Genomic DNA, 25,074 nt, shown 5'->3' on the forward strand with positions numbered 1-25,074 from the left:
CTAATAATTAGTGACTTGTACTAAACCGTTTATCTCGATTATGGGGGGTATTCCAATTATTGACATCAGGGCCTAAAGGCAAAATATCATAAGGATTATGCGCATTATTACTCAAAAAATAGCCCTTTTTTATCGCTTCAAAATCGGTGGTTTTACCAAAAGCCGGGATTTGATACAGATCTCTGGCATAAGCCCATAAATTAGGGTAATCAATAATTCGATTACGGTTAGTTTTGAATGCAGAATAATAGGCAACATCAAAGCGTGCTAATGTAACATACAGACGAATATCGGAATCAGTAATATTATCACCAAATAGATAGCGTGATTTGTCTAAACGTTGCTCCAGTTTATCTAATTGATTGAATACTAGATGATAAGCTTCTTCGTAAGCTTTTTGTGAGCGTGCAAACCCTGCCTTATAAACGCCATTATTCACTTCATGAAAAATCACATGGTTAAGTTCATCAATTTCCTTACGTAAATGTTGAGGATACAGATCGGGCGCACCTGATTTATGAAAGGGTTTAAAAACGGTTTCCCAGTAGTAAGTTAAATTAAAATAGTCATTGTTAACCACTTTACCGGTTTTTACATCCACTATGGTTGGTACGGTTGCTCGACCATGGTAATTGGGATCTGTCGAGGCATAAATTTCAGGTAAGTAGCGAATACCGAGCACCGGATCGACACCCTTGGGATCAAGCGAAAACTCCCAACCATGGCTGGTACGAACGGGTGATACTTTACCAACACTGATCACATGCTCTAATCCCAATAACTTAATCGCTATCATCTGGCGGTGTGCCCAAGGACAAATTGCCGCCCAAATTAAACGATAACGACCCGATTCAACCGGCAGCATGCCTGGCTCGTTGCCGAAGGGAGTATCAAATCGATTAGATTGACGAACAAAAGCGCCATCTTGGTTAATTTCATTATTTTCGGTAGTGACTACCTTTCCTATCGCTATAGACATATGCTTACTCCTCTTATTTGATACGGCAGAATCAATCCTGTTTCAGGATTGGATAAATTCAATCTAGCATCAAATATTTAGAGGATAAAATAATAAATAAGCATATTTATATAATTATCAATTATATGGATAGCTGGTTTTAGTGGTACTTAACTCGTGTTTGGTAATTGGAACTATTTACCTAATCGTTTATATAGTCTTTCAGGACGCCCGATTTTTCCATGGTTAAGTTCAACGGTTAATAATTTTGTTTGAACACAGTGTTCTAAATATCGTCTGGCGGTCGTTTTACTGATTTGGGCATTTTCGACTATATCATCTACCGTTAACGGTTTGTCTGTTTTCATAAATAGATCTTTAACTTTTTGTAGAGTGATTTCCTCGATACCTTTTGAATGACGATTAATGCCGACAAAATCTTTCGTTTGCAAATTAAAAAGTTCATCAATTCTTCGTTGATTGACATGCTTTTGTAGGCTTTGCCGATATAAGAACAGCTCAAAGCGCTCTAACGAATGTTTTAAACGTTGATAGGACAGTGGTTTTATTAAATAATCAAATGCCCCCAAGCGTATTGCTTTGCTACACGTATCCATATCACTGGCTGCAGTAATGAAGATAACATAACAATCTAGATGATTATTAATGATATATTCAAAAAGATCGATACCTTTTCCATCTGGTAAATAGTTGTCTAATAAAATTAAAGTTGGTTTTAATTTATCGATCATTATTTTTGCTTCAGCTAAATTGGAGGCAATACCGATAACGTTTACTTTGGTATCACGTTGAATAAAATCAGCATTTAGCTCAGCTAAAATTGGCTCATCTTCAACTATAAGTGCTTTAATTATATCATCTTTTGATTGATTCATACTTTCTTATCCCTCATGTTATTTGGGTATGAAAACGGAAAAAATTGCACCGTAAGGTTCATTATCTTCAAATGTAATATAGCCATTAGCTTTTTTAATGTAAGTCAAAACGAGATGCAAACCAATCCCATGTTCTTTAGTATCTTGTGATGTGACGCCGGGTTTAAAAATTGAATCACGAATTTTTTCATCTATACCACAACCTTGATCACTAATTTCTAAAACAATTTCATCGGTTGCATCACTAAGATATAAATAGATCGTTTTATTGCCACGATCGTTTTTCAAACTAGCATTGAATGCGTTATCAAGTAAATTACCTAAAATAGACATAAATTCTGTTTCGGTAATTGAATCGGGTAATGCATTTAGCTGGCATGCAGGATCGAACATCAGTTTTAAACCAATTTCATGTGATTTAGAATATTTACCTATTAACAGACCACATACAGCAGGTACTTTAAAATGTTCAGTTATAAAATCTAAGCTAGCTTGATTATCGGCAGAGTGCAACGCAATAAAAGATTCTGCTTCTTGGTAACGCTTCATATAAATTAAGCCAGATAGTGTTGCCATCCAATTAAGATGCTCGTGTCTTAATGTGCGCAAATTATCCACATATTGATTTACTTGAGTTAATTGCATGCTTAATAAGTTAATATCATTGTAATTACGGAACGTAATAACCCAACCTTTAATCTTATTATCAACCATAATTCGAATTCGATTAGCAATGACAATAATATTATTAAAATAACAAATATGATCATGTATATCTCGGATCTTGTTATCATTTCCACATATAAATTCTGTTGATTCAATAAAATCCCATAAGATATGATGAATCAATTCATTATCTTTGACTTTAATTCTTAACATCGATCTTGCTGATTGATTGATATTCATAATTTTGTATTCAAGATCAATGGCAATGACCCCCTCAAAAATGGATTCCATAATTGATTTTTGACTTTTTACCAGTAATGCAATTTCTTTCGGCTCCAAATTAAACATCTGTCTTTTGATTGCCTTAGAAAAACAATAAGAAAAGATAAACAATGCTAAAAATAGTAATGAACAAAAAAAGATAAAAGGGATGACTTGTTTGATATGTAGTGCATAAATATCATCAATCATATAACCAATTGAAACAATGCCAACAATTTTACCTTGATCAATTATTGGTGCTTTGCCTCTTAATGCTAACCCAAGAGAACCTTTACTAATGGTAACACTGCTATTGCCATTGAGTACTTGCTGATTATCGTCACCAATCATGGGTGAAAATAGGGCATTATTGGCAGTATGAAAAAGGCGATGGGCATTTTCATCACCAATAACAATATAACTTGCGTCACTTTGTTGAAAAATATCAATTACTAATTCAGCTATTTTATTAGTATCTTTTTCTCTAACATATTTTATTAAACTGGGTATTACTGCTAATTCTCTTGCTTGAATTTGCGCTTTTTCACCTAAACTTCGGTATAAATTTGTTTCTGTCGCATTCCAAATATAACTTTGTAATAGAGCTAAAATAATCAATGAAAAGATCAAAAGAGATAAAAATAATTTCGTAGTAAATGATAATTGTACTTTCTTTCGCATTTTTACATTTACTTTTCAAATTAAAGTAGAGGTGAGTGTAACACAGCATAAAAAAACTTTGAGCCATTAAAACCATAAAAACCACAGTTAAAATATGATTTATATCACAAAAATGAGATTCATATTTTGTCACTATACGCGCCAATTAATTCGAACAAATCAAATCATTTTGGAGAAAAAATACATATGGTGGATTTCAATTCAATTGGAAAAACGCATAATCAAAAAGAATCAACGAGTAAGCCCGTTGAGCAAAATTTAAAAGGGTGGCCTTATAATTGGTGGCGACTCATGGACAATTATAAAATTGGTGTAATTCCACTTCCATTATTTATTATTGCTGGTATTCTTATTTTCACCGAAGTGTTAGTAACAGGTAAGTTACCGAGTGAAATCGTTGTTATGGTTGTCACTTGTGCATTTTTTGGCTTTTTGTGTGGTGAAATTGGTAAACGTTTACCGATCGTTGGTAAAATGGGTGCAGCAGCAATCTGTGCAACCTTCATTCCATCTGCTTTAGTTTATTATGGAATTCTTCCTACGCCAGTTGTTGAAGCAACAACTAAGTTCTATAAAGATACGCATATTCTTTATTTATACATTTGTTGTATCATCGTTGGTAGTATTATGAACATGGATAAGAAAACACTTATTCAAGGTTTCTTAAAAATCTTTGGACCGATGGTATGTGGTGAGATTGTCGGGATGCTTGTTGGTGTCGGTGTCGGTTATCTACTAGGTTTAACACCATTTGAAACATTCTTCTTCTTGGTATTACCTATCATGGCTGGTGGTGTTGGTGAAGGTGCAATTCCACTTTCAATTGGCTATGCTGCAATTTTAGGTATGGAACAAGGTGAAGCCCTAGGTCGTGTATTACCGATCGTTATGTTAGGTGGATTAACGGGTATTATTTGTGGTGGTGTCCTTAACCGTATTGGTAAAGCTTATCCACATTTAACGGGTAATGGACGATTATTACCAGCGTCAGAAGAAGACGAAATTACAGATAAAAAAGCAACTAAAGCAGATTCTGTTATCGATGTGACAACATTTGCTTCAGGTGTATTATTAGCCGCTATCCTTTATATGGTTGGTATGATTGGTCATAAAGTGACAGGTATTCCAGCGCCAGTAGGAATGTTATTTGCAGCTGTATTTGTTAAATTAATATCAGGTGTTTCACCAAAAGTATTGAGTGGTTCACAAGTCGTTTACAAATTCTTCCAAACGTCTGTCACTTATCCAATTTTATTTGCGGTAGGTGTGGCAATCACTCCATGGGATAAAATTGTTTCTGCATTTACGTTAACTAACTTAGCAGTTATTGTTTGTACCGTGGTTAGCTTAGTAACAACAGGCTTCTTTGTAGCGAAAAAATTAGGTATGTATCCAGTAGATGCGGCTGTTATTTCATGTTGTCAAAGTGGTCAAGGCGGAACAGGTGACGTTGCAATATTAACCGCAGCGGAACGAATGGAGTTAATGCCATTTGCACAAATTGCAACCCGTATTGGTGGTGCGATTAATGTATCGGTATCGTTACTTATTCTCGGCAATTTCTTAGTATAGTTAAATTTTTTTAACAACAACCTTAGCCTAGACTAGGGTTGTTTGTTTTTATTTTATAGTAATAATTAATACAAACAGCTTTTAAGGAGTACTCATGAAGCTTGTCAGTTATCTTGTCTCTGGTAGAGCAAGTTTTGGTCTTCTCACTAATCATGGTATTGTTGATTTAAAACAAAAATTTGGTGATAAATATGCTGATTTGAAATCATTACTTGCTGATGAAGAAGGCTTGTCGCTAGCGAAAACCTATGTTAATGCTCCAAGTGACATTAATGAGCAAGATATCACTTATTTACCGGTTATACCGAATCCAAATAAAATTTTATGTGTTGGCATGAACTATGCTGAAAAAAGAGCAGAATTTAATGAAACCAGTTCAGCACCAACATTATTTGTTCGTTTCCCTGATTCACAAACAGGGCATAAAACAAATATTCTCAAACCAGCTATTACGAATGAACTAGATTATGAAGGTGAACTTGCCATTATCATTGGTAAAGGTGGTTTTCGTATTAAGCAAGAAGATGCATTATCACATGTAGCAGGTTACAGCTGTTATATGGACGGTTCAATCCGCGATTGGCAATATACTTGGTTTACGGCAGGTAAAAACTGGCCAAGTACAGGTGCATTTGGCCCTTGTTTAACCACGACTGATGAGATTCCTGATCCTACCGTATTATCTTTAACGACCTATTTAAACGGTCAGGAAATGCAACACGATTATGTCAAAAACTTAGTTCATACTGTGCCTGAACTTATTTCTTATATCAGTACTTTTACCCGTTTATCTCCTGGCGATGTTATTCTTACTGGTTCGCCGGGTGGTGTAGGTAAAAAACGCAATCCTCCAGTATTTATGAAAGATGGTGACAAAATTGAAGTTGAAATCTCTGGAATTGGTCGTTTAACGAACTATGTGGTAGCAGAAAAATAGGTGATATTATGTATAGTTTAGTCGATTTTTCAGTGGTAGATATCTCAAAATCATTAACTGAACGAGAACAAATTATTCGTTTGTTAACGCTATCGGATCTAAACTTAGACCCTCAAGTCCATATATTTATCGTTGCTTACATGGACGGTAAAATGGTGGCTTGTGCTGGCATTGATGACAATATTATTAAATGTGTTGCGATTGACCCGGATTATCGTGGAAATCAGCTTAATTTGACTTTGTTGGATAATGTTATCAAATATGCTAATGAGCAGGGGCATTTTCATCTCTTTTTATATACTAAACCTGAAAATATCGACTTTTTCAAAGGGTGTGGATTTTATCCTATCGTCGAGGTAAATAATCTTGTCGTATTAATGGAAAATACCCCCGTTGGAATTAAGCAATACTGTAAATATTTAAGTGAACACCGTAAAGAAGGGAACAAGATTGGCAGTGTAGTGATGAATGCTAATCCATTTACAAAAGGTCACCAACATCTTTTGCAGTATGCTGCCAGTCAATGTGATTGGCTTCATGTTTTTGTCGTCAATGAAAATGTTTCACTGTTCCCATTTGATGTACGTTTACAACTGGTGAAAGAGGGATCGAAACACTTAAAAAATGTCACGGTACATGCCAGTTCCGCCTATATTATATCTAGAGCAACATTTCCTACTTATTTTTTAAAGGATAATGATAAAATTGATTACGCTTACATGGGGATCGATTTATTAATTTTCCGTAATTATATTGCCCCAGCACTGAATATTACCTATCGTTTTGTTGGAACCGAGCCCTACAGTCAAATAACTAATGCTTATAATACTTCAATGCGTTATTGGTTACAGGATAAAGACGTTAGTCCTTTCCCGGTTGTGACGTTAGTTGAAATTCAACGTATTCTTGAAGGGGAAGATATCATATCCGCTTCGTTGGTTAGAAAATTACTGGCTGATGAGCAATATGAAGAGGTAAAACGATTAGTTCCTGAAACAACATGGAACTATCTAGAGGCTAATTTAGATTCAGTCAAAAATTTAATTCGTTCAAAAGGTAACTAAATGAAAATCAAGAAAGAAGCCATGGCTGGCACTCTCGAATCAAGCGATTTGTTAGTGAAAGTCACTCCTAATACAGGAATTGAAATTGTTATTAATAGTGATGTTAATAAGCAATTTGGCGATCAAATACGCGCCGTTGTTGAGCAAACCTTAACAAGTCTTAATGTGACTGACGGTTTAATTATTATTGATGATAAAGGCGCTTTAGATTGTGCGATTAAAGCTCGAGTACAATGTGCAGTATTGCGTGGCGCAGAAGAAGAGAACTTAGATTGGAGTAAATTACTATGAAAAAATTGCGTCGAAGTATGTTATTTCTGCCGGGTGCGAATGCAGCGATGTTATCCACTTCGTTTGTCTATAAGCCTGATTCAATCATGTTCGATCTTGAAGATGCAGTATCATTAAAAGAAAAAGATTCTGCTCGTTTATTGGTTGCACAAACATTACGTCTTCCGGTTTATAAAGAACATGGAATTGGAACTGTTGTTCGAATCAATGCGCTCAATACTCCATTTGGATTAAAAGATCTTGAAGCTGTTGTGAGAGCAGGTGTTGACGTTGTACGTCTACCGATGACAAATAGTGCTGAAGATATCCATGAACTTGAAGCTCACGTTGAACGAATTGAAAAAGAGTGTGGTCGTGAGGTTGGTAGTACTAAATTAATGGCAGCTATAGAATCTGCGCTAGGTGTAGTAAATGCTGTTTCAATTGCAAAATCTTCACCACGTTTAATTGGTATAGCGTTAGCTGCATTCGATTATTTAGTTGATATGCAAACTGAACGTGGAGACGGTACCGAACTATTTTATGCACGTTGTGCTGTTTTACATGCAGCGCGAGTGGCGGGTATTGATGCATTTGACGTGGTTTATTCTAACGTTAATGATGATGAAGGCTTCTTGAAAGAAGTTAGCTTAATCAAAAAATTAGGTTATAACGGTAAATCACTGATTAATCCAAGACAAATTGAATTACTACATAATGCTTATGCGCCAACAGCTGCAGAAGTTGAAAACGCACAAAAAGTGGTTGAAGCTGCTGAAGAAGGTGAAAGAAAAGGGCTTGGTGTGGTTTCATTAAATGGCAAAATGATTGATGCACCGATTATTGCACGTGCTCAAAAAATTATTGAGCTAGCCAAATATTCTGGTGTACGTAAAGAAATTTGATAGGATTAAAAAATGACGACTTCTATAGACAAAAAAATTGATGATTTGCTAAAACAGCATCCTGATCTAAAAAATATTGCACCGTTTGTTGATGCTAATGCAACAACGCCTTATTTAAAAGATGAGTCAAAATACACACGTAAATTATGTGATTCTATCGAACAAGCAATTCATAAATGTGAATTACGTGATGGAATGACGATCTCTTTCCACCATGCTTTTCGTGAAGGTGATAAGGTCATTAACAAAGTTGTTGAAACGATCAGCAAACTTGGTATTAAAAACTTAACGTTAGCATCAAGCTCATTGTTAAGTTGTAACTCTGCCTTGATTCCACATATTGAAGCAGGTGTAATTACCAAAATTTATACCTCTGGTTTACGAGGTAAATTGGCTGATGCTATTTCACATGGATTAATGGATAATCCTGTTCATATTCACTCACACGGTGGACGAGTAAAACTTATTCAAAGTGGTGAAATTAACATTGATATCGCATTTTTAGCTGTTTCAACAGCTGATGAACAAGGTAATGCGAATGGTGTATCGGGTAAATCTCAATGTGGTGCATTGGGTTATGCGATGGTTGATGCGCAATTTGCGAAAAAAGTAGTTTTGTTGACTGAAGATATCGTTGGTTATCCAAATCATCCGGCAAGTATTCGTCAGGATCAAGTCGATTACATTGTTAAAGTCGATGAAGTTGGTGACCCGACTAAAATCAGTGTCGGTGCAGCGCGAATTACCAGCAATCCACGTGAGCTAATGATTGCTCGCTATGCTGCGGATGTCATCGAGTACTCTGGCTATTTTAAAGACGGCTTCTCAATTCAAACCGGTTCAGGTGCGTCTTCAACGGCAGCCACCCGATTCTTAGAAAATCGTATGCGAGCTAAAAATATTACTGCCTCATTTGCATTAGGTGGTATTACAGCAAGTATTGTTGATTTACATGAAAAAGGGTTAGTTAAACGTTTACTTGATACGCAAAGTTTTGATGGTACCGCAGGACAATCTTTAGGTAAAAACCGAGATCATATCGAAGTTTCAACCAATGTCTATGCAAACCCTGCATCGAAAGGGGCGAGTGTGGATGAGTTAGATATTGTTATCCTTAGTGCATTAGAAATCGATCTTGATTATAACGTTAATGTATTAACAGGATCGGATGGTGTTATGCGGGGTGCGTCTGGTGGTCACTGTGATACCGCGGCCGGTGCAAACTTAACCATTATTGTTGCGCCATTAATTCGTAGCCGTATTCCAACTGTGATTAAGAAAGTGACAACCGTTGTAACACCAGGTGAGAGCGTTGATGTGCTGGTAACTGACCATGGTATTGCTGTTAACCCTAATCGTCCAGAAATCGCTGAACGTTTAAAAGCAGCAAACTTACCGGTAATGAGTATTGAAGAGCTTTACCAACGTGCGGTGTCATTGACTGGTGAACCAAAACCAATTGAATTTAAGGATAAAATTGTTGGTATTGTTCATTACCGAGATGGTTCGGTGATTGATGTAGTACGCGAAGTTAAAGACTAACTAACTTGCAATAGCATGACATGATGACATGCTATTGCCTTCTTTTATCCAAATAGCAGACAAAACCACAATGATAGTAAAATTTGATGATGGTACGCCAATCACGCTTGAACAGATGCTACTTGCGAAAGAAAAACGAGTTGCCAATCAACTTTTTGCAATCACACACTATCAACAACCAATCATCTCACTTTGTTTGGTTATTCCGGGAGCTATTAAAAATAGTAGTGGAGCACACTATCTATTTAATCAAGCGATCCAAGCATTACATCACTGTTTGAGTACAAACAATATCACTATCGTGAATGAACAGCATTATCATCAAATCACAGGGTTTGAAGCGATTATTTCGGTAGCTTGTCAAACAAAAAAGTTAAAACAATTTTGTATTGATATTGAAGATAATCATCCTTTAGGACGATTATGGGATATTGATGTTATTGATCCCACTACCCAACAGAGCCTTTCTCGAGCTCAATTTGAACAACGTCCAAGGCAATGTCTAGTGTGTGATGAAGTAGCAAAAATTTGCGGACGAGCCAAACGACACTCACTTGATGAGATATTTACCGCAATTCAACATAAAATCATCCATTACGGCAAATAAGATTTAAAATTCATTATCAAAATCAATTAATTAAATCTTAAAAGGATTGATGAAAAAGATTATAATAGTGGAAATCATCAACCCATAATTTAATTGTATAATTAAAGCTAAATAGCCGCTAATGCTTGTTTTAAATCACCGATTAAATCACCAATATCTTCTAATCCAACTGAAATGCGTAATAGTTGATCGGAAATGCCAGCCGTCTTACGAGCTTCGGCACTAATTCCTGAATGGGTCATCGTTGCAGGGTGACAGACTAAGCTTTCAACTCCACCTAATGATTGTGCCAAGGTAAATATATTCAGCGCTTTTAAAAATTTAGGCATAACATCAGCATTGCCGGCCAATTCAAAACTTAAAAGAGAGCCAAATCCTTTTTGCTGTTTTTTAGCAATATCGTGACCAAGATTAGACGGTAAAGATGGATGGAAAACTTTAGCAATTTTAGGATGATTCACTAAAAACTCAACTACCTGTTTAGCATTGTCTTGTTGTAATTTGACACGAGCAGCTAAAGTACGTAATCCACGCAATAATAAGTAGCTATCAAACGATGATGTTAACGTTCCAATGTTGTTTGCCCACCATAAGACATCTGTTGCTAATTTTTGATCTTTGAAGACCAGAATACCAGCCAATAAATCGGAATGACCATTTAAAAATTTGGTACAAGAATGGGTGACAATATCAGCTCCAAGTTCTAATGGCTTTTGTAGAATAGGTGTCATAAAAGTATTATCCACTAATACAATTGCACCCACTTCATGCGCTTGTTGAGTGATCGCTTGAATATCGACAACACGCAAAAGAGGATTACTTGGTGATTCAATCAAAACTAATTTAGGACCTAGATTTAACGCTTCTTTCAATGCAACAGGATCGGACTGATCAACAAATTTTGCTTTAAAATGACCTCGTTCACTTAAGCTGTTAAATAACCGATAACTGCCACCATAGCAATCATGAGGCGCAACCACTAAATCATTAGGGGATAATAATGCAACGCTAACTAAATGAATGGCTGACATTCCACAATTCGTTAATATAGCATCCGCTCCACCTTCCAATTTTGCGACGGTTTGTTCAACTAATCGTCGGCTAGGATTTGATTTTCGACCATAATCAAATTCTCTGGGTTTTGCAAACTCTTCATAGCGGTAACATGTTGAAGGTGTAATCACTGGAACGACACTACCGTATTGAGCATCGGTATTTAGACCACCCCGGACAGCAATCGTCCCTTGATTTAAATTAGCACATTGGCTTTGATTGTTAGATTGATTAGCCATAATAACCTTCCTAAACCTCTTGATTTATTCTTAGATATCAGTTGTATAAGAATAACACAATTAATAAAGACGTCAACATGTCTAGACGTCTAAGTATCTTGGTGTGTAGATTGCAGTAAAACAAAAAAAACGTTAAAATTATCCACATTATTTGTGATGTAATTTGGTGGAAAAATGATGAAATGGAATGGCGACTATATCAGCCCTTATGCTGAGCACGGTAAAAAAAGTGAACAAGTAAAAAAAATTACTGTTTCAATTCCGTTAAAAGTTTTAAAGATATTGACTGATGAACGTACTCGTCGACAAGTGAATAATTTGCGTCATGCAACTAATAGTGAACTTCTTTGTGAAGCTTTTTTGCATGCTTATACAGGTCAGCCTCTACCATGTGATGAAGATCTACAAAAAGATCGTGAAGATGGTATTCCACTGCAAGCTCAAAAAATGATGAGGGATTTAGGTATTGATCCTGATCTGATTGATGAATAAAAATTAAATGGTTATCATCGTTCAGTATCATTAGAGAAGGGATATAAAAAAGGCGCATAAAGCGCCTTTTTTTTATGATAATAACGAAAAAATCGTTACAACAAAAACTATTTTTTACCGCCAACCATTGAAAAACGTTGTTTGAATTTATCTACACGTCCACCAGTTGCAACATCACGTTGTTTACCAGTATAGAATGGGTGACACTCACCACATACGTCAAGATGAATATCATGACCAATAGTTGAATGAGTTTTGATAACATTACCGCAAGAACACGTTGCTGTAATTGCTTTATATTCTGGGTGAATACCTTCTTTCATAATAAGCCTCTAGAGTTGGTTCGTATCGCTATATAAACGGCTGTGAAAGCAAAGTCTATACACCATACGAGTGTTAAAAAACATGATTAAGGTTGCGAATTATACGCTTTAAACTGCTGGTAATCAAGCAATAAAAGCCTTGTTTAAACAGGTAACTGACCAATAGTTACTTGTAACTCAACCTTTTCACCGTTTCGCAATACTACTATGGGGACGGTTGTGCCTGGTTTCAACTCGGCTATTTGATCCATTGTTTGAATAATGGATTTTACAGGCTTGTTATCAACCATAATTAAAATATCATCTGTTTGTACTCCGGCTTGTAAAGAGGGACCTTCGGCATTAGTAACCAAAATACCTAAAACAACCGGCATATCGCTTGGATTTCGAGTAGGCGTAAATTCTAATCCATCAATACCAATATAACCGCGAATTATTTTGCCATCTTGAATCAATTTATTCATTATCTTTACCGCTAAGGCCGTTGGAATGGCAAAACCGATACCTTCGGGTACTTCATTTCCTAAATTTTTAGCAAAGGTTAGGGTGTTAATTCCGACTAATTCACCTTTAGTATTGACGAGTGCCCCTCCAGAATTACCATGGTTAATTGATGCATCAGTTTGAATAAAGTTTTGTCGACGATAAGGACTTAAACCATCACGTCCTGTTGCACTGATAATACCTTGCGTAATGGTTTGCCCAATATTATATGGATTACCTATAGCTAAAACAACGTCTCCAATCTTTGGTTCTCGGTTAGGATTGATGTGAATTGTTGGTATATTGGTAGCTTCAATTTTAAGAACTGCAATATCAACCAGTTTATCAGAACCAACAGTTAGCGCTTCAAAAATTCGTCCGTCTTGTAAAGCAACGATAATTTGTTCTGCACCATCAACAACATGATAATTAGTAATAATGTAACCCTGCTTACTCATAATTACCCCAGAACCTAGTGGTGTAATTGGGTTATCTGTCGATTGTTGAGACATTGCATTCACTGAACGGCTGTAGATATTCACAACCGCTGGTGCAGCAATTTTGACAGCATCAGAATAACTTATGGGTTCGTTATCAAAGATTGATCTTGAAAAGTTTGATTGTGTTCCATTGCGCAAGGTTGGAAATATAATCAATAGCACTATCGCTAAAACAGTACCAATCAATATAGGCCATAAAATTTTCTTAAGCATAATGATTTGATTGTAAAGGGTGATAAGAAGATTTTAGCACATCTGACTAGATGTTGAAATTAATGATTTTCGTCGATACAAAAGCATCGACGAAAAAAAATTTATACAGGAATTAGCGTAAAATTAAATATAAACGGCTATCACCCCGAACAATATTTAACGCAATCGCAGATGGTTTGCTGTCAATAATTTTACGAAGATCCGCAATATTGTTGACACGTGTTTTATTTACACCCGTGATAAGGTCGCCTTCTTGCAGGCTTAAACTTGATGCAGGTGAATTTTTAGCAATGCTCTCAATAATTACACCTTTTTGTCCTTTAATTTCACCATTAGTTAATATAGCGCCGTCAAGGGAAGCGTGTAAAGATTTTGCTTCGGTCGTCGATTCGTCGCTATTTTTTAATTTTACACTAACGGTTAGATTTTTACCGTCACGAATTAAACCTAATTCAACAGTTCGTCCAACACCAGCGGTAGCAATTTTAGCTCGTAATTCGGCAAAACTATCAACGGGTTTTCCATCCATTGACACAATCACATCGCCAGATTTAATACCGGCTTCCTTTGCGGCCGAGTCATCGATAACTTCACTAACAAATGCGCCTTTTTGAATTTCGAGATCAAACGCCTTTGCAATATCAGAAGTTAATTCATTCCCTTTTATACCTAATACACCCCGTTTGACTTCGCCAAATTCAATTAATTGCGAAGTTAAATTTTTCACCATATTACTTGGAATCGCAAAACCGATACCTACATTTCCACCACTAGGTGCAATAATAGCGGTATTAATTCCAACTAATTCACCATTTAAATTGACCAAGGCTCCACCTGAATTGCCTCGATTAATTGACGCATCTGTTTGAATAAAATTCTCAAAACCATTCATACTAAGTCCACTACGAGCAAGCGCGGAAATAATACCCGAAGTAACCGTTTGACCAATTCCAAAAGGATTACCAATTGCCACAACATAATCACCAACACGTAATTTATCCGAATCAGCGAGTTTCAGTGCGGTTAATTTTTTACCATCTTGAATTTGCAGTAATGCAATATCACTTTGTTGATCTTTACCAATTAATTTGGCTTGATACTCATGACCATCATTTAAAGAAATAATGATTTTATCTGCATTTTCAATAACATGATTATTGGTTACTACGTAGCCTTTTTCAGCATCAATAATGACACCAGAACCTTGCCCAGTAAACGCTCTCGATTGACTGTCAGGATAACCAAAGAAACGTCTAAATTCTTCTGGCATGTTATTTTGCATCTGAGCAACACCTTCAACTTTAATGCTGACAACAGACGGTAATACTGTTTCTAGCATTGGAGCCAAACTCGGTTTTTCAGTATTATTATCGGTAGGTATCGATGGAAAAGCAGCATAAGCATTTGAAAACATCGATAAACTTATACTTATACTTAAAGCAATAACACTTAATAGTTTTTTTTGTTTTTTTACTGAATTGTTCATTTTACAACTCTCGCTTTTCGAATAATTTAAAAATAATAGAAACTTGTACTAGCGTTTACTAGTGAATTCGTATTAAGACCGTTGATCATCCGTTTTAAATAAATTTGAAGGATTATCAGAATAATCTTTAGGTTGCTTTTCTAAAACTAATTTTGGGCTACTGTCAGAATTATTTTCATCAAGACTAAGATTAGGCATATTTTCGCTACCAATAATCTGTTGCGAATTTTCTGCCATATGTTGATAAAGACGTCTAAACTCTTTAGCCATATTATCTAAGATTTCAGCACTGTGGGAAAAATGTTGAGCAATCATTTGTTTTTGAGTTTTCAACTCTTCTTGTGCTTTATCAAGCTCTCGTTTGGTATTTGCATATTGACGAGCTTTAGGACTAACCACATTCATTAAAATAGCGCCAACAATCAAGCCTATCACTAATCCAATTAAAATATAAATGATGATGTCTTTTTCCATAAATTACTCCTTGTACTTTATATAGTCTGATTATATAAAATTAATATAAACTTGCTAGTTATCATTTTGCATGGTTAGCAAGTTTAATCAATTGTTTTTTTAGTTTATTTGGTGCATTTTCTGCTAATGCATATAAATAAGTTGCACTAATTTGTGTCATGGTACTGTTCATTGTAGCATCATTTGACGAATGATTAACCCTTTGGGATGAAGGTGCAGCAATATCAGGATTAATACGATATTGAATTGATGCTAAAGATGGCAATAGGTTTTTGCGAATACCGGTTAATAAATTGCTTTGTTCATATTTTAGCCGAGTAAGCCAACTCGCTGAACTGACTTCAAGAATGAGAATACCTTGCCTAAAATTAGATACCCGACATTGAACATTTAACGGAGGAGGCAGTAGATCAAATACAACATTAGCTAATTTTTTTAACGCATATATTCTTTCTTGAATATGCAATAAAGAAGAATCTTGCGTCAAAATTGACGAAAGTATTTGTGGTTCATTATCACGCATAGGCTAACCTCATGCTCTCCATTATGATCTTTTGCTCTGTTTAAAAAACATACGCAATATATGACTAAAATAATTTAGCGCATCTAATAAAAAATATCTTACTAAAAAAAAACATTTACAGATAGTTAAAAAATCTTTTTCAAATTGTTAATCTAGCATACTGAAAATAAACAACTTGTTTTTGAAGTCGATACTTTAAAGGAATAGCACCGTTTAAAAACGTTTATTTCAAGTAATAGCATAATTATCGTTTTATAAAAAAGGAAATCATCATTTATAACTATTATTTTAACAAAGATATCCAAGCAGTAAATGACTAAAAGAAATAATTGATACAGATTACTTATGTCGCTAATTTAATTTGATATATTTCAAATTAAAACATAAAAAATTGTTGAAAATTGTAAATAAATGACGTGGATTGTAATTTAAATAAGATTATCATTGCCGATTATAAAAATTAATAACAAAACTTAAAAAAATTTAATTAAACAGAAAAAGTATAAATAGTATGAAGCGATTGGGTTATCGTATTATGTCACTGTTTTGGTTTTTTGCATCTTAATTGTGTTTGTTAAAATATTCGCTTTAAATTATGTCCTGATCTAAAACCAGTATTTCAAACCGTATATTAATGATTTCTGTTCAATGACACTAAAATATTAAATACGGTGATTTTGGTTTAATACTTAATAAGTTTAGAAAAATTTAATTCAAATAAAACGTGTTATTATTTTAATAAACATGATTGAATTTTATTGATTTCTTTATTTAGTGCATCGATAACTAAGTCAGGATGTGATCGTTGTAAAGTTTTAACGTTTTCAAAACCATCATTTACTGTCGAACCCGTATATTGTTGAGCCTGTTTAATGTTGCTAAATAGATAATGAATATTGTTTTGATGGTGAGTAGCCGTTAAAGTATAACTGACAAAATATTTAGCGTTATAATGATAGTCGGTTATGGCATTGGCAACAACATGATTTCCTTCAACTAGCTTAATCGTTTGTCCCCCATTTATTGTGATCGATTGTTGATTAGGGATGTTGTATGAATACCACCAAGGTGATCCAAAATAACTTTCATTTGTTAGCACAACTGGTCCATTATTGAGTTCTTGTGCAATACACAGCGACAAGGAAGAATGAAGATTTTGGGTTGGTATTGTTTTGCTATATTTATTGAGAATATCATCGCCCGATGCGTTTTGTGATATTTCGACGCCTTGGGTTTGATAAATCGACGCCATTTTGGGCGATGTACAGCCCGTTAGCACAGCAACAAGAGTGAATAAAATTATAAACGCTTTCATGGCTAGCTCCTCATAGGTGTTAAATGGTTTATTGATTAGTTTACTCATATCGATAAACATTAACCATAAATTGATATTTAAAATTGAATGAAAAGAACCAATGTTAAAAATGTGGAAATCAATAACAATTTTAGACGTTATGCGAGTGAGGTAAATAATTACCTCACATCATTAAGATAATATTAAACCTTTTTACCACGAATTTTTCGTGATAATCGTTTAAATCCATGGGTGAATTTTTTAATTGCCATAGCCATAGCCGGAACTTTAATCTTAATATTAAATCGTTCTTGCAGTTCTATGGCATCGTTAGCTTTGGTTAGCCAAATAAACCCTGAATTTGTTAAGTCGATGGCTTTAATTTTGCCATCTGGCGTTAAAATAAAATTACCGCCATGCACATCGTTAGAGACTAAATTATAATGATGAAGTTTTTCGATACAATTTTTGACTTGTTCGCCATGTAATTTCATTTCGTCCCTTGTTAATGAACGACCTTCGATAAAATTAAAAATCATATAGTGGCGTTTAGTTTTTTTATCGAATGCGACTAAATAAAGCTCATAAGCTATATCGCATTTATCCTGCGAAATTTTAGCTAATTTGTGGATTAAATTGAAATAAAAATCACCGGTTATTTTGGCAATCAGTCGACGTTCCAAACGATTTTCAACGCCACCATCAATTTTAAAAATAAATTTGCTTTGGTTATGATTAATTAAATAAGTATATCTTTCAATACGATCACTAGGATCCAGTAATTCATGGTGACCTTCCTCTGCCAGAAAGTGATCAAACAGTTCAAGATAGTCAATTTCATCATTTTGGACGTAAGCGAACTTCATATCACCACGTTCAGTTTCAATTATATTTGCAAAGTTATTCAAATTACTTGGCTCCAACATACAACAACACAATTGGTTTATCTTAAACACTATCTATCTTAAAGTAAATGAAACGATGATAATTATAACGTTTACATAACCTAATTATAATCATCAAAATTTTGCGCTGATTAAAATGTTTTCTTATAATTGAAAATTATTGATAAATACGTTAACTGCTATTGTTTACTATGCTAAATAAGTCATCAGTTTGGTTTCTCTATATTATTAAAACGGCTAATCAAACATTCTATACCGGTATTACTACAGATATAAGTCGACGTTTACATCAACATCAAACTGGTCAAGGAGCTAAATATTTGAAAGGTCATCAAGATCTTACGCTTGTCTATCAAGTTTATGTTGGGGATAAATCCACAGCTTTAAAGCTTGAGTATCGTATCAAACAACTTTCTAAGACTCATAAAGAAAAACTCATTGCACAATCTCCTAACTTAACGGAATTATTGGCAAGATTCATTGCTAACTAATTTATTTTTAGATGAGTTTATAATTCAAAATGCCGACATCAATGCTAAAGGTGGTGAGTAAATTGCTTTAGTTTGCTGTTCAAATTCCTTGAGTTGTTGATACCAAAAATCAACATCTGTGATCCAAGGAAAAGCAGCAGTAAAAGCCGAGTCTTGCCAACGTGTAATAATCCAAGCCAGATAATGAACCATTCTCATTGCTCTTAATGGCTCAATTAATTTAATTTGTTGACTATCAAAATCGTTAAACTCTTGATACATTTCTATTAACGCATCAAGTTGTAGACGTTGTTCTTGCCGATTACCATTCAGTAACATCCATAAATCTTGAATTGCAGGGCCATTACGTGCATCATCAAAATCGACAAGTATGGCTTGGTCTCGCCATAATATATTACCAATATGACAATCACCATGTAAACGGATGCATTGCCAACCATTATGCCAATGTTGTTCAACGGCTTTAATTAGGTGTGTGAGGTTTGTTCTAAGCGCTGAATGAATATTTTTAGGAATAAACTGACAAGATAAAAGTACCTCTTGAGGCTGATAAAGGTACTCCTCAAGACCGATTGTCGGTCGGTGTATAAAGTTTTTTTGAGCGCCAATTTGATGCATTCTACCTAATAACAGTGCGACTGACTCCATTTGTTCAATGTTATCAGATTCGTATTGTCTGCCGCCTATACTTGGAAAAAGCGAGAACAAATAACCTTGATATTCATGCAGAGTGTTGTTATTGACTATTATAGGCGTAACAACAGGGATTTCAGCATCAAATAATGCTTGGGTAAATTGATGCTCCTCAAGAATTTGCTCTCGATTCCAGCGATGTGGACGGTAAAACTTAGCAACATAACGTATTCGCTCTTCATCCATAAATTGGTAGACACGATTTTCATAGCTATTTAATGCTATTAAACCCGAATCAACACGTATCCCGATAGACAATAAACAATCAAGAATAAATTCAGGGGATAGCGTCTGGAATGAAAAAGCAGGATGATTCATTAATTTTCTCTTTTATTGTTGGTTAAACCATTCGTTTAATTGCCATTTTAATGGTTCAAGACCAATACGTTTTGGTGATGAGAAAGGGGATACTGTAATATCACCTTGAAAAGGTAAGATGGCTTCTTTGACCATATTAACTTGTTTTTTGAGCGCTCCAGACGCCAGCTTATCTGCTTTGGTCAATAACAACATGACGGGAATGTTCACCGATACCGCCCATTCAATCATCTGTTGATCTAAATCTTTTAAAGGATGTCTTATATCCATTAATATCACTAAACCTTTAAGGCTTTCACGTTTTTGTAGGTATTCCCCTAATGACTTCTGCCATTTTCGCTTGATTGTTTCTGGCACTTGCGCATAACCATATCCTGGCAAGTCAACCAACCGACAATTAGGCTCGACTTCAAAAAGATTAATAAGCTGAGTCCGCCCCGGTGTTTTACTGGTTCTGGCCAACCCTTTTTGGTTAGTCAGCGTATTAAGCGCACTCGATTTTCCTGCATTTGAGCGACCGGCAAATGCGACTTCTACACCACCGTCAAAGGGCAAATGTGAAATATCTGGTGCACTTAATATAAATTTAGTTTTTGCATAATTTAATGGTCGAATATCGTACATAAATAAGTATCCTATAAATGCGTAGACAGCATTTAATCGATTAAAATGCTGTTACTGTATAGAAAAACTTAAGCATTGACAACTTTTTCAACGGCTTTTGCAAATCGGTTCATCCCTTCTTGGATTTCATCTTCTGATATAATCAGTGAAGGTGTAAAACGTAATACATTTGAACCGGCATTTAAAATCATTACTTTATATTCTGTTGCGACGTTCAAAAAATCGCGAGCTTTGTCATGAAACTCAGGTTGTAATTCAGCGCCAATAAGTAACCCTTTTCCTCGATATTCTCTAAACACATTGAATTTGTCATTAATTTCTTCCAGTTTAGCAATAAATATTGCTCGACGCTTTTCGATCCCTGAAAGCACGTCTGGTGAATTGATAATATCAAACGCTTCACAGCCTACTGCACAAGCAAGAGGATTACCACCATAAGTGGTACCATGTACACCAACATGCATCACAGAGGATACTTGATCGGTGGTTAACATTGCACTAATCGGGAATCCGCCACCCAATGCTTTAGCGGAGGTTAAAATATCCGGTATCACATTGTATTGTTGATAGGTGTATAAACTGCCTGTTCGTCCCATGCCACATTGAACTTCATCAAATATTAGCAAGGCATTATATTCATCACAAAGCAACCTAACACCATTCAAAAATTCAGGTGTAGCCGATGCTAAGCCGCCTTCCCCTTGTACCGGTTCAAGGACGACCGCACAAGTATGATCATCCATGACCGCTTTAACAGCATTAAGATCATTAAACGGAACATGAACGATATCAGCTGGCTTAGGGCCAAATCCATCGGAATATTTTGCTTGACCTCCAACAGAAACCGTGAAAAAAGTGCGTCCATGAAAAGATTGGTAAAAAGAAATAATTTTAGTTTTATAAGGATGAAACTTTTTTGTGGCATAATAGCGAGCAAGTTTGAACGCTGCTTCATTGGCTTCCGCCCCTGAATTGGCAAAAAATACGCGATCAGCAAAAGTATGGTCAATCAGTTTTTGAGCAAGCATTAATGCCGGTTCATTAGTAAACACATTGCTGACATGCCACAATTTTTGACTTTGTTCTTGTAATGCTTTGATTAATCTTGGGTGGCAATGCCCTAAAGCGTTGACTGCAATGCCACCAGCAAAATCGATGTACTCTACGCCATTTTGATCCCAAATCCGGCTACCTTCACCTTTAACGGGGATAAATTGTGCGGGTGAATAAACGGGTAAAATGACTTTATCAAACAGTTCTCGAGAAACGTTATGTTGCATTGTTACATCCTTACCTATATTGACATGTTGCAATCTATTTTATGCCAAATAGAGGTTTAGTAAAGTAAATAATTATTCATTTAATTTGAATTAAAATTCAATTTGAAAGTTTTGCGCAGGATAGCGACCGAATAATTTTCTTCTTTTACATAAATGTTTTCAGTTATAATTGGACACTATTTTTAATTGTATTTGGAAAAAGATTAATATGAGCCGCATTATATTTTGCCATTATTTACAAGAAGAATCGGAAGGTTTGGATTTTCAGCTATATCCGGGAGAGCTTGGCAAGCGTATATATAACGAAATTTCAAAACTAGCTTGGCAAGAATGGCTTAAAAAACAAACCATGTTAATCAACGAAAATAAACTCAATATGATGAATCCTGAACATCGAAAAAAAATTGAAGATGAAATGGTTAAATTTTTATTTGATGGTGAAGATATCATTATTGATGGCTATAAACCACAAAATTGAGAAATCACATGAAAAATAACATAAAAATTATTACATTATTTGTTACTGCAAGTTTTTTAGCGGGTTGTCCTAGTAAAAATGCAAATTTCGATAATGAAGATTATTATGTTAAAGATACCAATGCATTTAATATTTTAATCAGCCAATATGCTAATAATATTGAACAAATATGGGGGCCCAAAGAGGTGCTTATTGCGGGACCTAAAGATTATGTTCAATATGAGGATAATTTAGAAACGCGAGTTCATATAAACTTTGTTTCTGGGGTGATTACGATAGAAACATTGTCTGATATGCCCATAATTAGTTTAAAAGATGCTATTGTTTCAACGCTACTAATGCCAGAACCAGATGATATTATTCGTCATGGTAAAATGGGGCAGAATCAGTCACAAGAGCCTTTTTTGTATAATCAGGTGCTTGACCAAGAAATGCAACCTATTCGTTGGAGTGGTAGAGCCAATAACTTTGCTGACTATGTTCTTGCTCATAATATGCAAGTTCGCACATCGGGTTCTCATCAAATTACTTATGTTGAAATTAAACTTGTTCCTAATCATATCAATCAGCGCGCCAGAAAATTTTTACCGTTAGTGATTGAAGCATCAAATCGTTACCTTATAGATGAACGATTAATTTTAGCGATTATGGAAGTTGAATCGGCATTTAACCCCTATGCTGTGAGCCGTAGTGATGCACTTGGATTAATGCAAGTTCAACAACATACTGCTGGACGCGATATTTTTTCATTAAGGGGAAAATCAGGGGAACCTAGCAGGCAATTTTTACTCGATCCTAAAAATAATGTTGATATGGGTACCGCTTATTTATCACTATTAAAAACAAAATATCTAGCAGGGATTAATAATCCTATTTCTTTGAGATACGCAATGATAACATCTTATAATGGTGGTGCAGGTAGTGTACTTCGTACCTTCTCTAGTGATCGTAACGAAGCGATTAACATTATCAATTCTATGACCCCACAGCAAGTATATCGAAAATTGGTTACTTCCCATGTTTCACAAGAGTCTCGCAACTATCTTATCAAAGTCAGTAGTATATTAGACAATAGGTAGGATATAAAATAGTCGTGCCATCATATTATATTGATTTATTTATATTATGATGGTCTTTATTAAAGAAACAATAGTTATTTAATTAATCCCGATTTGTTAATTTTAAATTTCACTTCTTAAAAAAAGCTTACCGTGAAGGTAATTGAAATTGATAATAATCTGTTTTATTTGCTGTTTAACCGCTTACAACTCTTAGCAAATAAGGAGTTGATGCGGTTTCAACCTAAACTTAGAATAAGTGAAAATAATAGTAAAGTTTTAGCTATTAAATTTTTAGTAAATTTTATCTTTTCTTTATATCGTTTAAGGTCATCAACCTAAATTTAATAACAGAGTTGCAATAAAATGAAAGGAAATTCTAATTCATGAATAAATGTAAACGGTTCCGTATTTTTTCTGATCTGGTAATAGGTTTGTTGATTTTGCTTGGATCAATTTTTGCTTTCGCTAAAACAATGACTAATTTAATCATGCTTAGATCTATTGATGATGAATTAAATACAACAGAAAAAATGAGCTCAGGCATCTACCATTCTGGACTCTCCTTACAAAAGTTATTTCTTGCTTCTTTGGGATTTTATAAAGATACAAATTATCCGATTAAAAATGTCGGATCTCACAATGAGATATATCAGCAACCTAATTTAGATAATCACCGTCAATTAGAAACATTGTTTTTCAGTCATAGCCATTTTGTTACAGCGCTATTTGAAAAGACTGTTATTGTTATAAAAGAACTATTATCAATAGACAATAAATACAGTGTAATCTCGGCTGCTCAATACGGACTTTTCAAAAACAGTGTTAATGCGGCATCCTTTCAGATTTTAGGTCAATGTGTTGTGCAAGATAGCAATTTGCTAACTAATTTATTTCAACGAAAAGATAGAGCGTATAAAAAATACACATAAAGATATTAACTTGATGATATCTTGATAGTTTAAGACAAAAATTTATTATTTATTGATCGTTTTATTCGATCAATATGTTATGTCAGCTCAAAAAGTCTCAAACTAAAATGTTATTTAAATCATTAATTATTAATTAAATGTTAACTTAAAACGATAATCGGTATAGATGTTAATAAAAGACATTTAACTGAACTAACAATAAATAAAAATAATAGCTATTAAAAGAAAGGAAATAAATTAGATGAAAAAACATAACTGGACCCGACATCCGCTTTGTTTGGGGATAAGTGTTGCTTTTTTACTCGGCTCAAATGGTGTTTATGCCGGTACGGATAACGTGCCCAAATTGAACATTATCCGAGATGAGTTTAATGCAAAAGAAAAGCTTAATTTAAGTATCTATAATCCTAAAGTGAAGTTAACTTCACAAGGATTATTTACAACACCAATGGGGCTTTATGTTTATACCAACTATCCAACCAAAATTGCGGAATACCAAATCACCATTTACCGACAATCTGATTTAGATAACCAATATCCCTTAAAGACTTTCCGTTTTAGTGATATCAGCCCTTATGAAGCGGTATTATGGAATGGCAATACGGATAATGGTGAGCCATTATCGATTGATAGCGAGTATAAAGCGATTTTAACCACCACCAGTTATGACGGTTTGAAAGACAATGTTTATGCGACATTTTTTAAGACATTAGGTTATGGCAGTGCACAAACCGACAGTGATTTTATTTCCTATAGCAAATCTAACCTCCAATCTACCTCGTCGAATTTATTATTTGGCCAATTAAAATCAGACAGCACCATACCGGGCTTTGGTGAAAGCCGAATAAACCATCAG

26 protein-coding genes and 1 pseudogene are annotated in these 25,074 nt (G+C 34.8%); 13 read left to right on the forward strand and 14 right to left on the reverse strand.

Features of this window, described 5'->3' with window-relative positions:
• Positions 1 to 7: 7 nt before the first annotated feature.
• The 3 genes from ACGH6R_RS09700 to ACGH6R_RS09710 form a co-directional block, all read right to left on the reverse strand.
• Positions 8 to 979: a glutathione S-transferase family protein gene (locus ACGH6R_RS09700; RefSeq protein WP_411599633.1), complete on the reverse strand. Its 972-nt coding sequence runs from the start codon at positions 977 to 979 to the stop codon at positions 8 to 10.
• A 173-nt stretch (positions 980 to 1,152) separates the two neighbouring features.
• The gene (locus ACGH6R_RS09705) at positions 1,153 to 1,854 is read right to left on the reverse strand and encodes a response regulator (RefSeq protein ID WP_065559672.1); all 702 of its coding nucleotides are present in this window, start codon (positions 1,852 to 1,854) and stop codon (positions 1,153 to 1,155) included.
• Between the two features lie 18 nt (positions 1,855 to 1,872).
• Positions 1,873 to 3,462 (reverse strand): ATP-binding protein, encoded by a 1,590-nt coding sequence (locus ACGH6R_RS09710; RefSeq protein WP_411599634.1) that lies wholly within the window; start codon positions 3,460 to 3,462, stop codon positions 1,873 to 1,875.
• A 279-nt stretch (positions 3,463 to 3,741) separates the two neighbouring features.
• Between ACGH6R_RS09710 and ACGH6R_RS09715 the strand changes: the two are divergent.
• From ACGH6R_RS09715 to citX, 7 genes and pseudogenes are all read left to right on the forward strand, one after another.
• Positions 3,742 to 5,034 (forward strand): annotated as a pseudogene (locus ACGH6R_RS09715) (2-hydroxycarboxylate transporter family protein); the annotation flags it as partial.
• 94 nt (positions 5,035 to 5,128) lie between these two features.
• Positions 5,129 to 5,971 carry a fumarylacetoacetate hydrolase family protein gene (locus ACGH6R_RS09720; RefSeq protein WP_267360551.1) on the forward strand — a complete coding sequence of 281 codons (843 nt, stop codon included), beginning with the start codon at positions 5,129 to 5,131 and terminating at the stop codon, positions 5,969 to 5,971.
• A gap of 8 nt (positions 5,972 to 5,979) precedes the next feature.
• A complete protein-coding gene (citC, locus tag ACGH6R_RS09725; RefSeq protein ID WP_220215745.1) occupies positions 5,980 to 7,035 on the forward strand; it encodes a [citrate (pro-3S)-lyase] ligase in 1,056 nt (351 codons plus the stop codon).
• Positions 7,036 to 7,326, forward strand: coding sequence for a citrate lyase acyl carrier protein (gene citD, locus ACGH6R_RS09730; protein ID WP_065559668.1), 291 nt, complete (start codon positions 7,036 to 7,038; stop codon positions 7,324 to 7,326).
• Positions 7,323 to 8,210 carry a citrate (pro-3S)-lyase subunit beta gene (citE, locus tag ACGH6R_RS09735; protein WP_411599636.1) on the forward strand — a complete coding sequence of 296 codons (888 nt, stop codon included), beginning with the start codon at positions 7,323 to 7,325 and terminating at the stop codon, positions 8,208 to 8,210. The genes citD and citE overlap by 4 nt, the downstream gene beginning before the upstream one ends.
• A 12-nt stretch (positions 8,211 to 8,222) precedes the next feature.
• The gene (gene citF, locus ACGH6R_RS09740) at positions 8,223 to 9,752 is read left to right on the forward strand and encodes a citrate lyase subunit alpha (protein ID WP_267351946.1); all 1,530 of its coding nucleotides are present in this window, start codon (positions 8,223 to 8,225) and stop codon (positions 9,750 to 9,752) included.
• A 70-nt stretch (positions 9,753 to 9,822) separates the two neighbouring features.
• Positions 9,823 to 10,359, forward strand: coding sequence for a citrate lyase holo-[acyl-carrier protein] synthase (citX, locus tag ACGH6R_RS09745; RefSeq protein WP_411599637.1), 537 nt, complete (start codon positions 9,823 to 9,825; stop codon positions 10,357 to 10,359).
• A gap of 107 nt (positions 10,360 to 10,466) precedes the next feature.
• Here the strand turns inward: citX and metB are convergent, their stop codons facing one another.
• On the reverse strand, positions 10,467 to 11,651 hold the full coding sequence (metB, locus tag ACGH6R_RS09750) for a cystathionine gamma-synthase (protein ID WP_411599638.1): 1,185 nt from the start codon (positions 11,649 to 11,651) through the stop codon (positions 10,467 to 10,469).
• A gap of 174 nt (positions 11,652 to 11,825) precedes the next feature.
• Between metB and metJ the strand changes: the two genes are divergently transcribed.
• Positions 11,826 to 12,143 (forward strand): met regulon transcriptional regulator MetJ, encoded by a 318-nt coding sequence (gene metJ, locus ACGH6R_RS09755; RefSeq protein WP_220215741.1) that lies wholly within the window; start codon positions 11,826 to 11,828, stop codon positions 12,141 to 12,143.
• Positions 12,144 to 12,250: 107 nt separating this feature from the next.
• Here the strand turns inward: metJ and rpmE are convergent, their stop codons facing one another.
• The 7 genes from rpmE to ACGH6R_RS09790 all read right to left on the reverse strand — a co-directional run bounded on the left by rpmE (position 12,251) and on the right by ACGH6R_RS09790 (position 18,347).
• Positions 12,251 to 12,466, reverse strand: coding sequence for a 50S ribosomal protein L31 (rpmE, locus tag ACGH6R_RS09760; RefSeq protein WP_065559662.1), 216 nt, complete (start codon positions 12,464 to 12,466; stop codon positions 12,251 to 12,253).
• Between the two features lie 143 nt (positions 12,467 to 12,609).
• Positions 12,610 to 13,662, reverse strand: coding sequence for an outer membrane-stress sensor serine endopeptidase DegS (gene degS / locus ACGH6R_RS09765; protein WP_267351941.1), 1,053 nt, complete (start codon positions 13,660 to 13,662; stop codon positions 12,610 to 12,612).
• A gap of 112 nt (positions 13,663 to 13,774) precedes the next feature.
• Positions 13,775 to 15,148 carry a Do family serine endopeptidase gene (locus ACGH6R_RS09770; RefSeq protein WP_324101220.1) on the reverse strand — a complete coding sequence of 458 codons (1,374 nt, stop codon included), beginning with the start codon at positions 15,146 to 15,148 and terminating at the stop codon, positions 13,775 to 13,777.
• 72 nt (positions 15,149 to 15,220) lie between these two features.
• Positions 15,221 to 15,622, reverse strand: coding sequence for a ZapG family protein (locus ACGH6R_RS09775; RefSeq protein WP_065559659.1), 402 nt, complete (start codon positions 15,620 to 15,622; stop codon positions 15,221 to 15,223).
• A gap of 61 nt (positions 15,623 to 15,683) precedes the next feature.
• Positions 15,684 to 16,145 (reverse strand): DUF721 domain-containing protein, encoded by a 462-nt coding sequence (locus tag ACGH6R_RS09780; RefSeq protein ID WP_267351938.1) that lies wholly within the window; start codon positions 16,143 to 16,145, stop codon positions 15,684 to 15,686.
• Between the two features lie 730 nt (positions 16,146 to 16,875).
• Positions 16,876 to 17,460, reverse strand: a complete 585-nt coding sequence (locus ACGH6R_RS09785; protein ID WP_267351936.1) for a hypothetical protein — start codon at positions 17,458 to 17,460, stop codon at positions 16,876 to 16,878.
• A 182-nt stretch (positions 17,461 to 17,642) separates the two neighbouring features.
• A complete protein-coding gene (locus ACGH6R_RS09790; RefSeq protein ID WP_267351935.1) occupies positions 17,643 to 18,347 on the reverse strand; it encodes a lipopolysaccharide core heptose(II) kinase RfaY in 705 nt (234 codons plus the stop codon).
• 188 nt (positions 18,348 to 18,535) lie between these two features.
• Between ACGH6R_RS09790 and ACGH6R_RS09795 the strand changes: the two genes are divergently transcribed.
• On the forward strand, positions 18,536 to 18,835 hold the full coding sequence (locus ACGH6R_RS09795) for a GIY-YIG nuclease family protein (protein ID WP_267351934.1): 300 nt from the start codon (positions 18,536 to 18,538) through the stop codon (positions 18,833 to 18,835).
• A 24-nt stretch (positions 18,836 to 18,859) separates the two neighbouring features.
• Here ACGH6R_RS09795 and ACGH6R_RS09800 read toward each other — a convergent pair whose 3' ends face one another.
• The 3 genes from ACGH6R_RS09800 to ACGH6R_RS09810 form a co-directional block, all read right to left on the reverse strand.
• A complete protein-coding gene (locus tag ACGH6R_RS09800; protein ID WP_411599639.1) occupies positions 18,860 to 19,846 on the reverse strand; it encodes a serine/threonine protein kinase in 987 nt (328 codons plus the stop codon).
• A gap of 12 nt (positions 19,847 to 19,858) precedes the next feature.
• The gene (gene yihA / locus ACGH6R_RS09805) at positions 19,859 to 20,470 is read right to left on the reverse strand and encodes a ribosome biogenesis GTP-binding protein YihA/YsxC (RefSeq protein WP_065559653.1); all 612 of its coding nucleotides are present in this window, start codon (positions 20,468 to 20,470) and stop codon (positions 19,859 to 19,861) included.
• 68 nt (positions 20,471 to 20,538) lie between these two features.
• Positions 20,539 to 21,750 (reverse strand): aspartate aminotransferase family protein, encoded by a 1,212-nt coding sequence (locus ACGH6R_RS09810; protein WP_267379088.1) that lies wholly within the window; start codon positions 21,748 to 21,750, stop codon positions 20,539 to 20,541.
• Between the two features lie 208 nt (positions 21,751 to 21,958).
• On the opposite strand from ACGH6R_RS09810, the gene ACGH6R_RS09815 reads away from it, so the two are divergent.
• The 4 genes from ACGH6R_RS09815 to ACGH6R_RS09830 form a co-directional block, all read left to right on the forward strand.
• On the forward strand, positions 21,959 to 22,228 hold the full coding sequence (locus tag ACGH6R_RS09815; protein ID WP_065559651.1) for an oxidative damage protection protein: 270 nt from the start codon (positions 21,959 to 21,961) through the stop codon (positions 22,226 to 22,228).
• A gap of 8 nt (positions 22,229 to 22,236) precedes the next feature.
• Positions 22,237 to 23,307: a membrane-bound lytic murein transglycosylase MltC gene (gene mltC / locus ACGH6R_RS09820; protein ID WP_411599640.1), complete on the forward strand. Its 1,071-nt coding sequence runs from the start codon at positions 22,237 to 22,239 to the stop codon at positions 23,305 to 23,307.
• A gap of 365 nt (positions 23,308 to 23,672) precedes the next feature.
• Positions 23,673 to 24,218 (forward strand): hypothetical protein, encoded by a 546-nt coding sequence (locus ACGH6R_RS09825; protein ID WP_411599641.1) that lies wholly within the window; start codon positions 23,673 to 23,675, stop codon positions 24,216 to 24,218.
• A gap of 241 nt (positions 24,219 to 24,459) precedes the next feature.
• Positions 24,460 to 25,074: hypothetical protein (locus ACGH6R_RS09830; protein WP_411599642.1), on the forward strand; the 615-nt coding region annotated here is incomplete at its 3' end.

Source organism: Gilliamella sp. CG13, from assembly GCF_046635805.1.
GTDB lineage: Bacteria > Pseudomonadota > Gammaproteobacteria > Enterobacterales > Orbaceae > Gilliamella > Gilliamella apicola_I.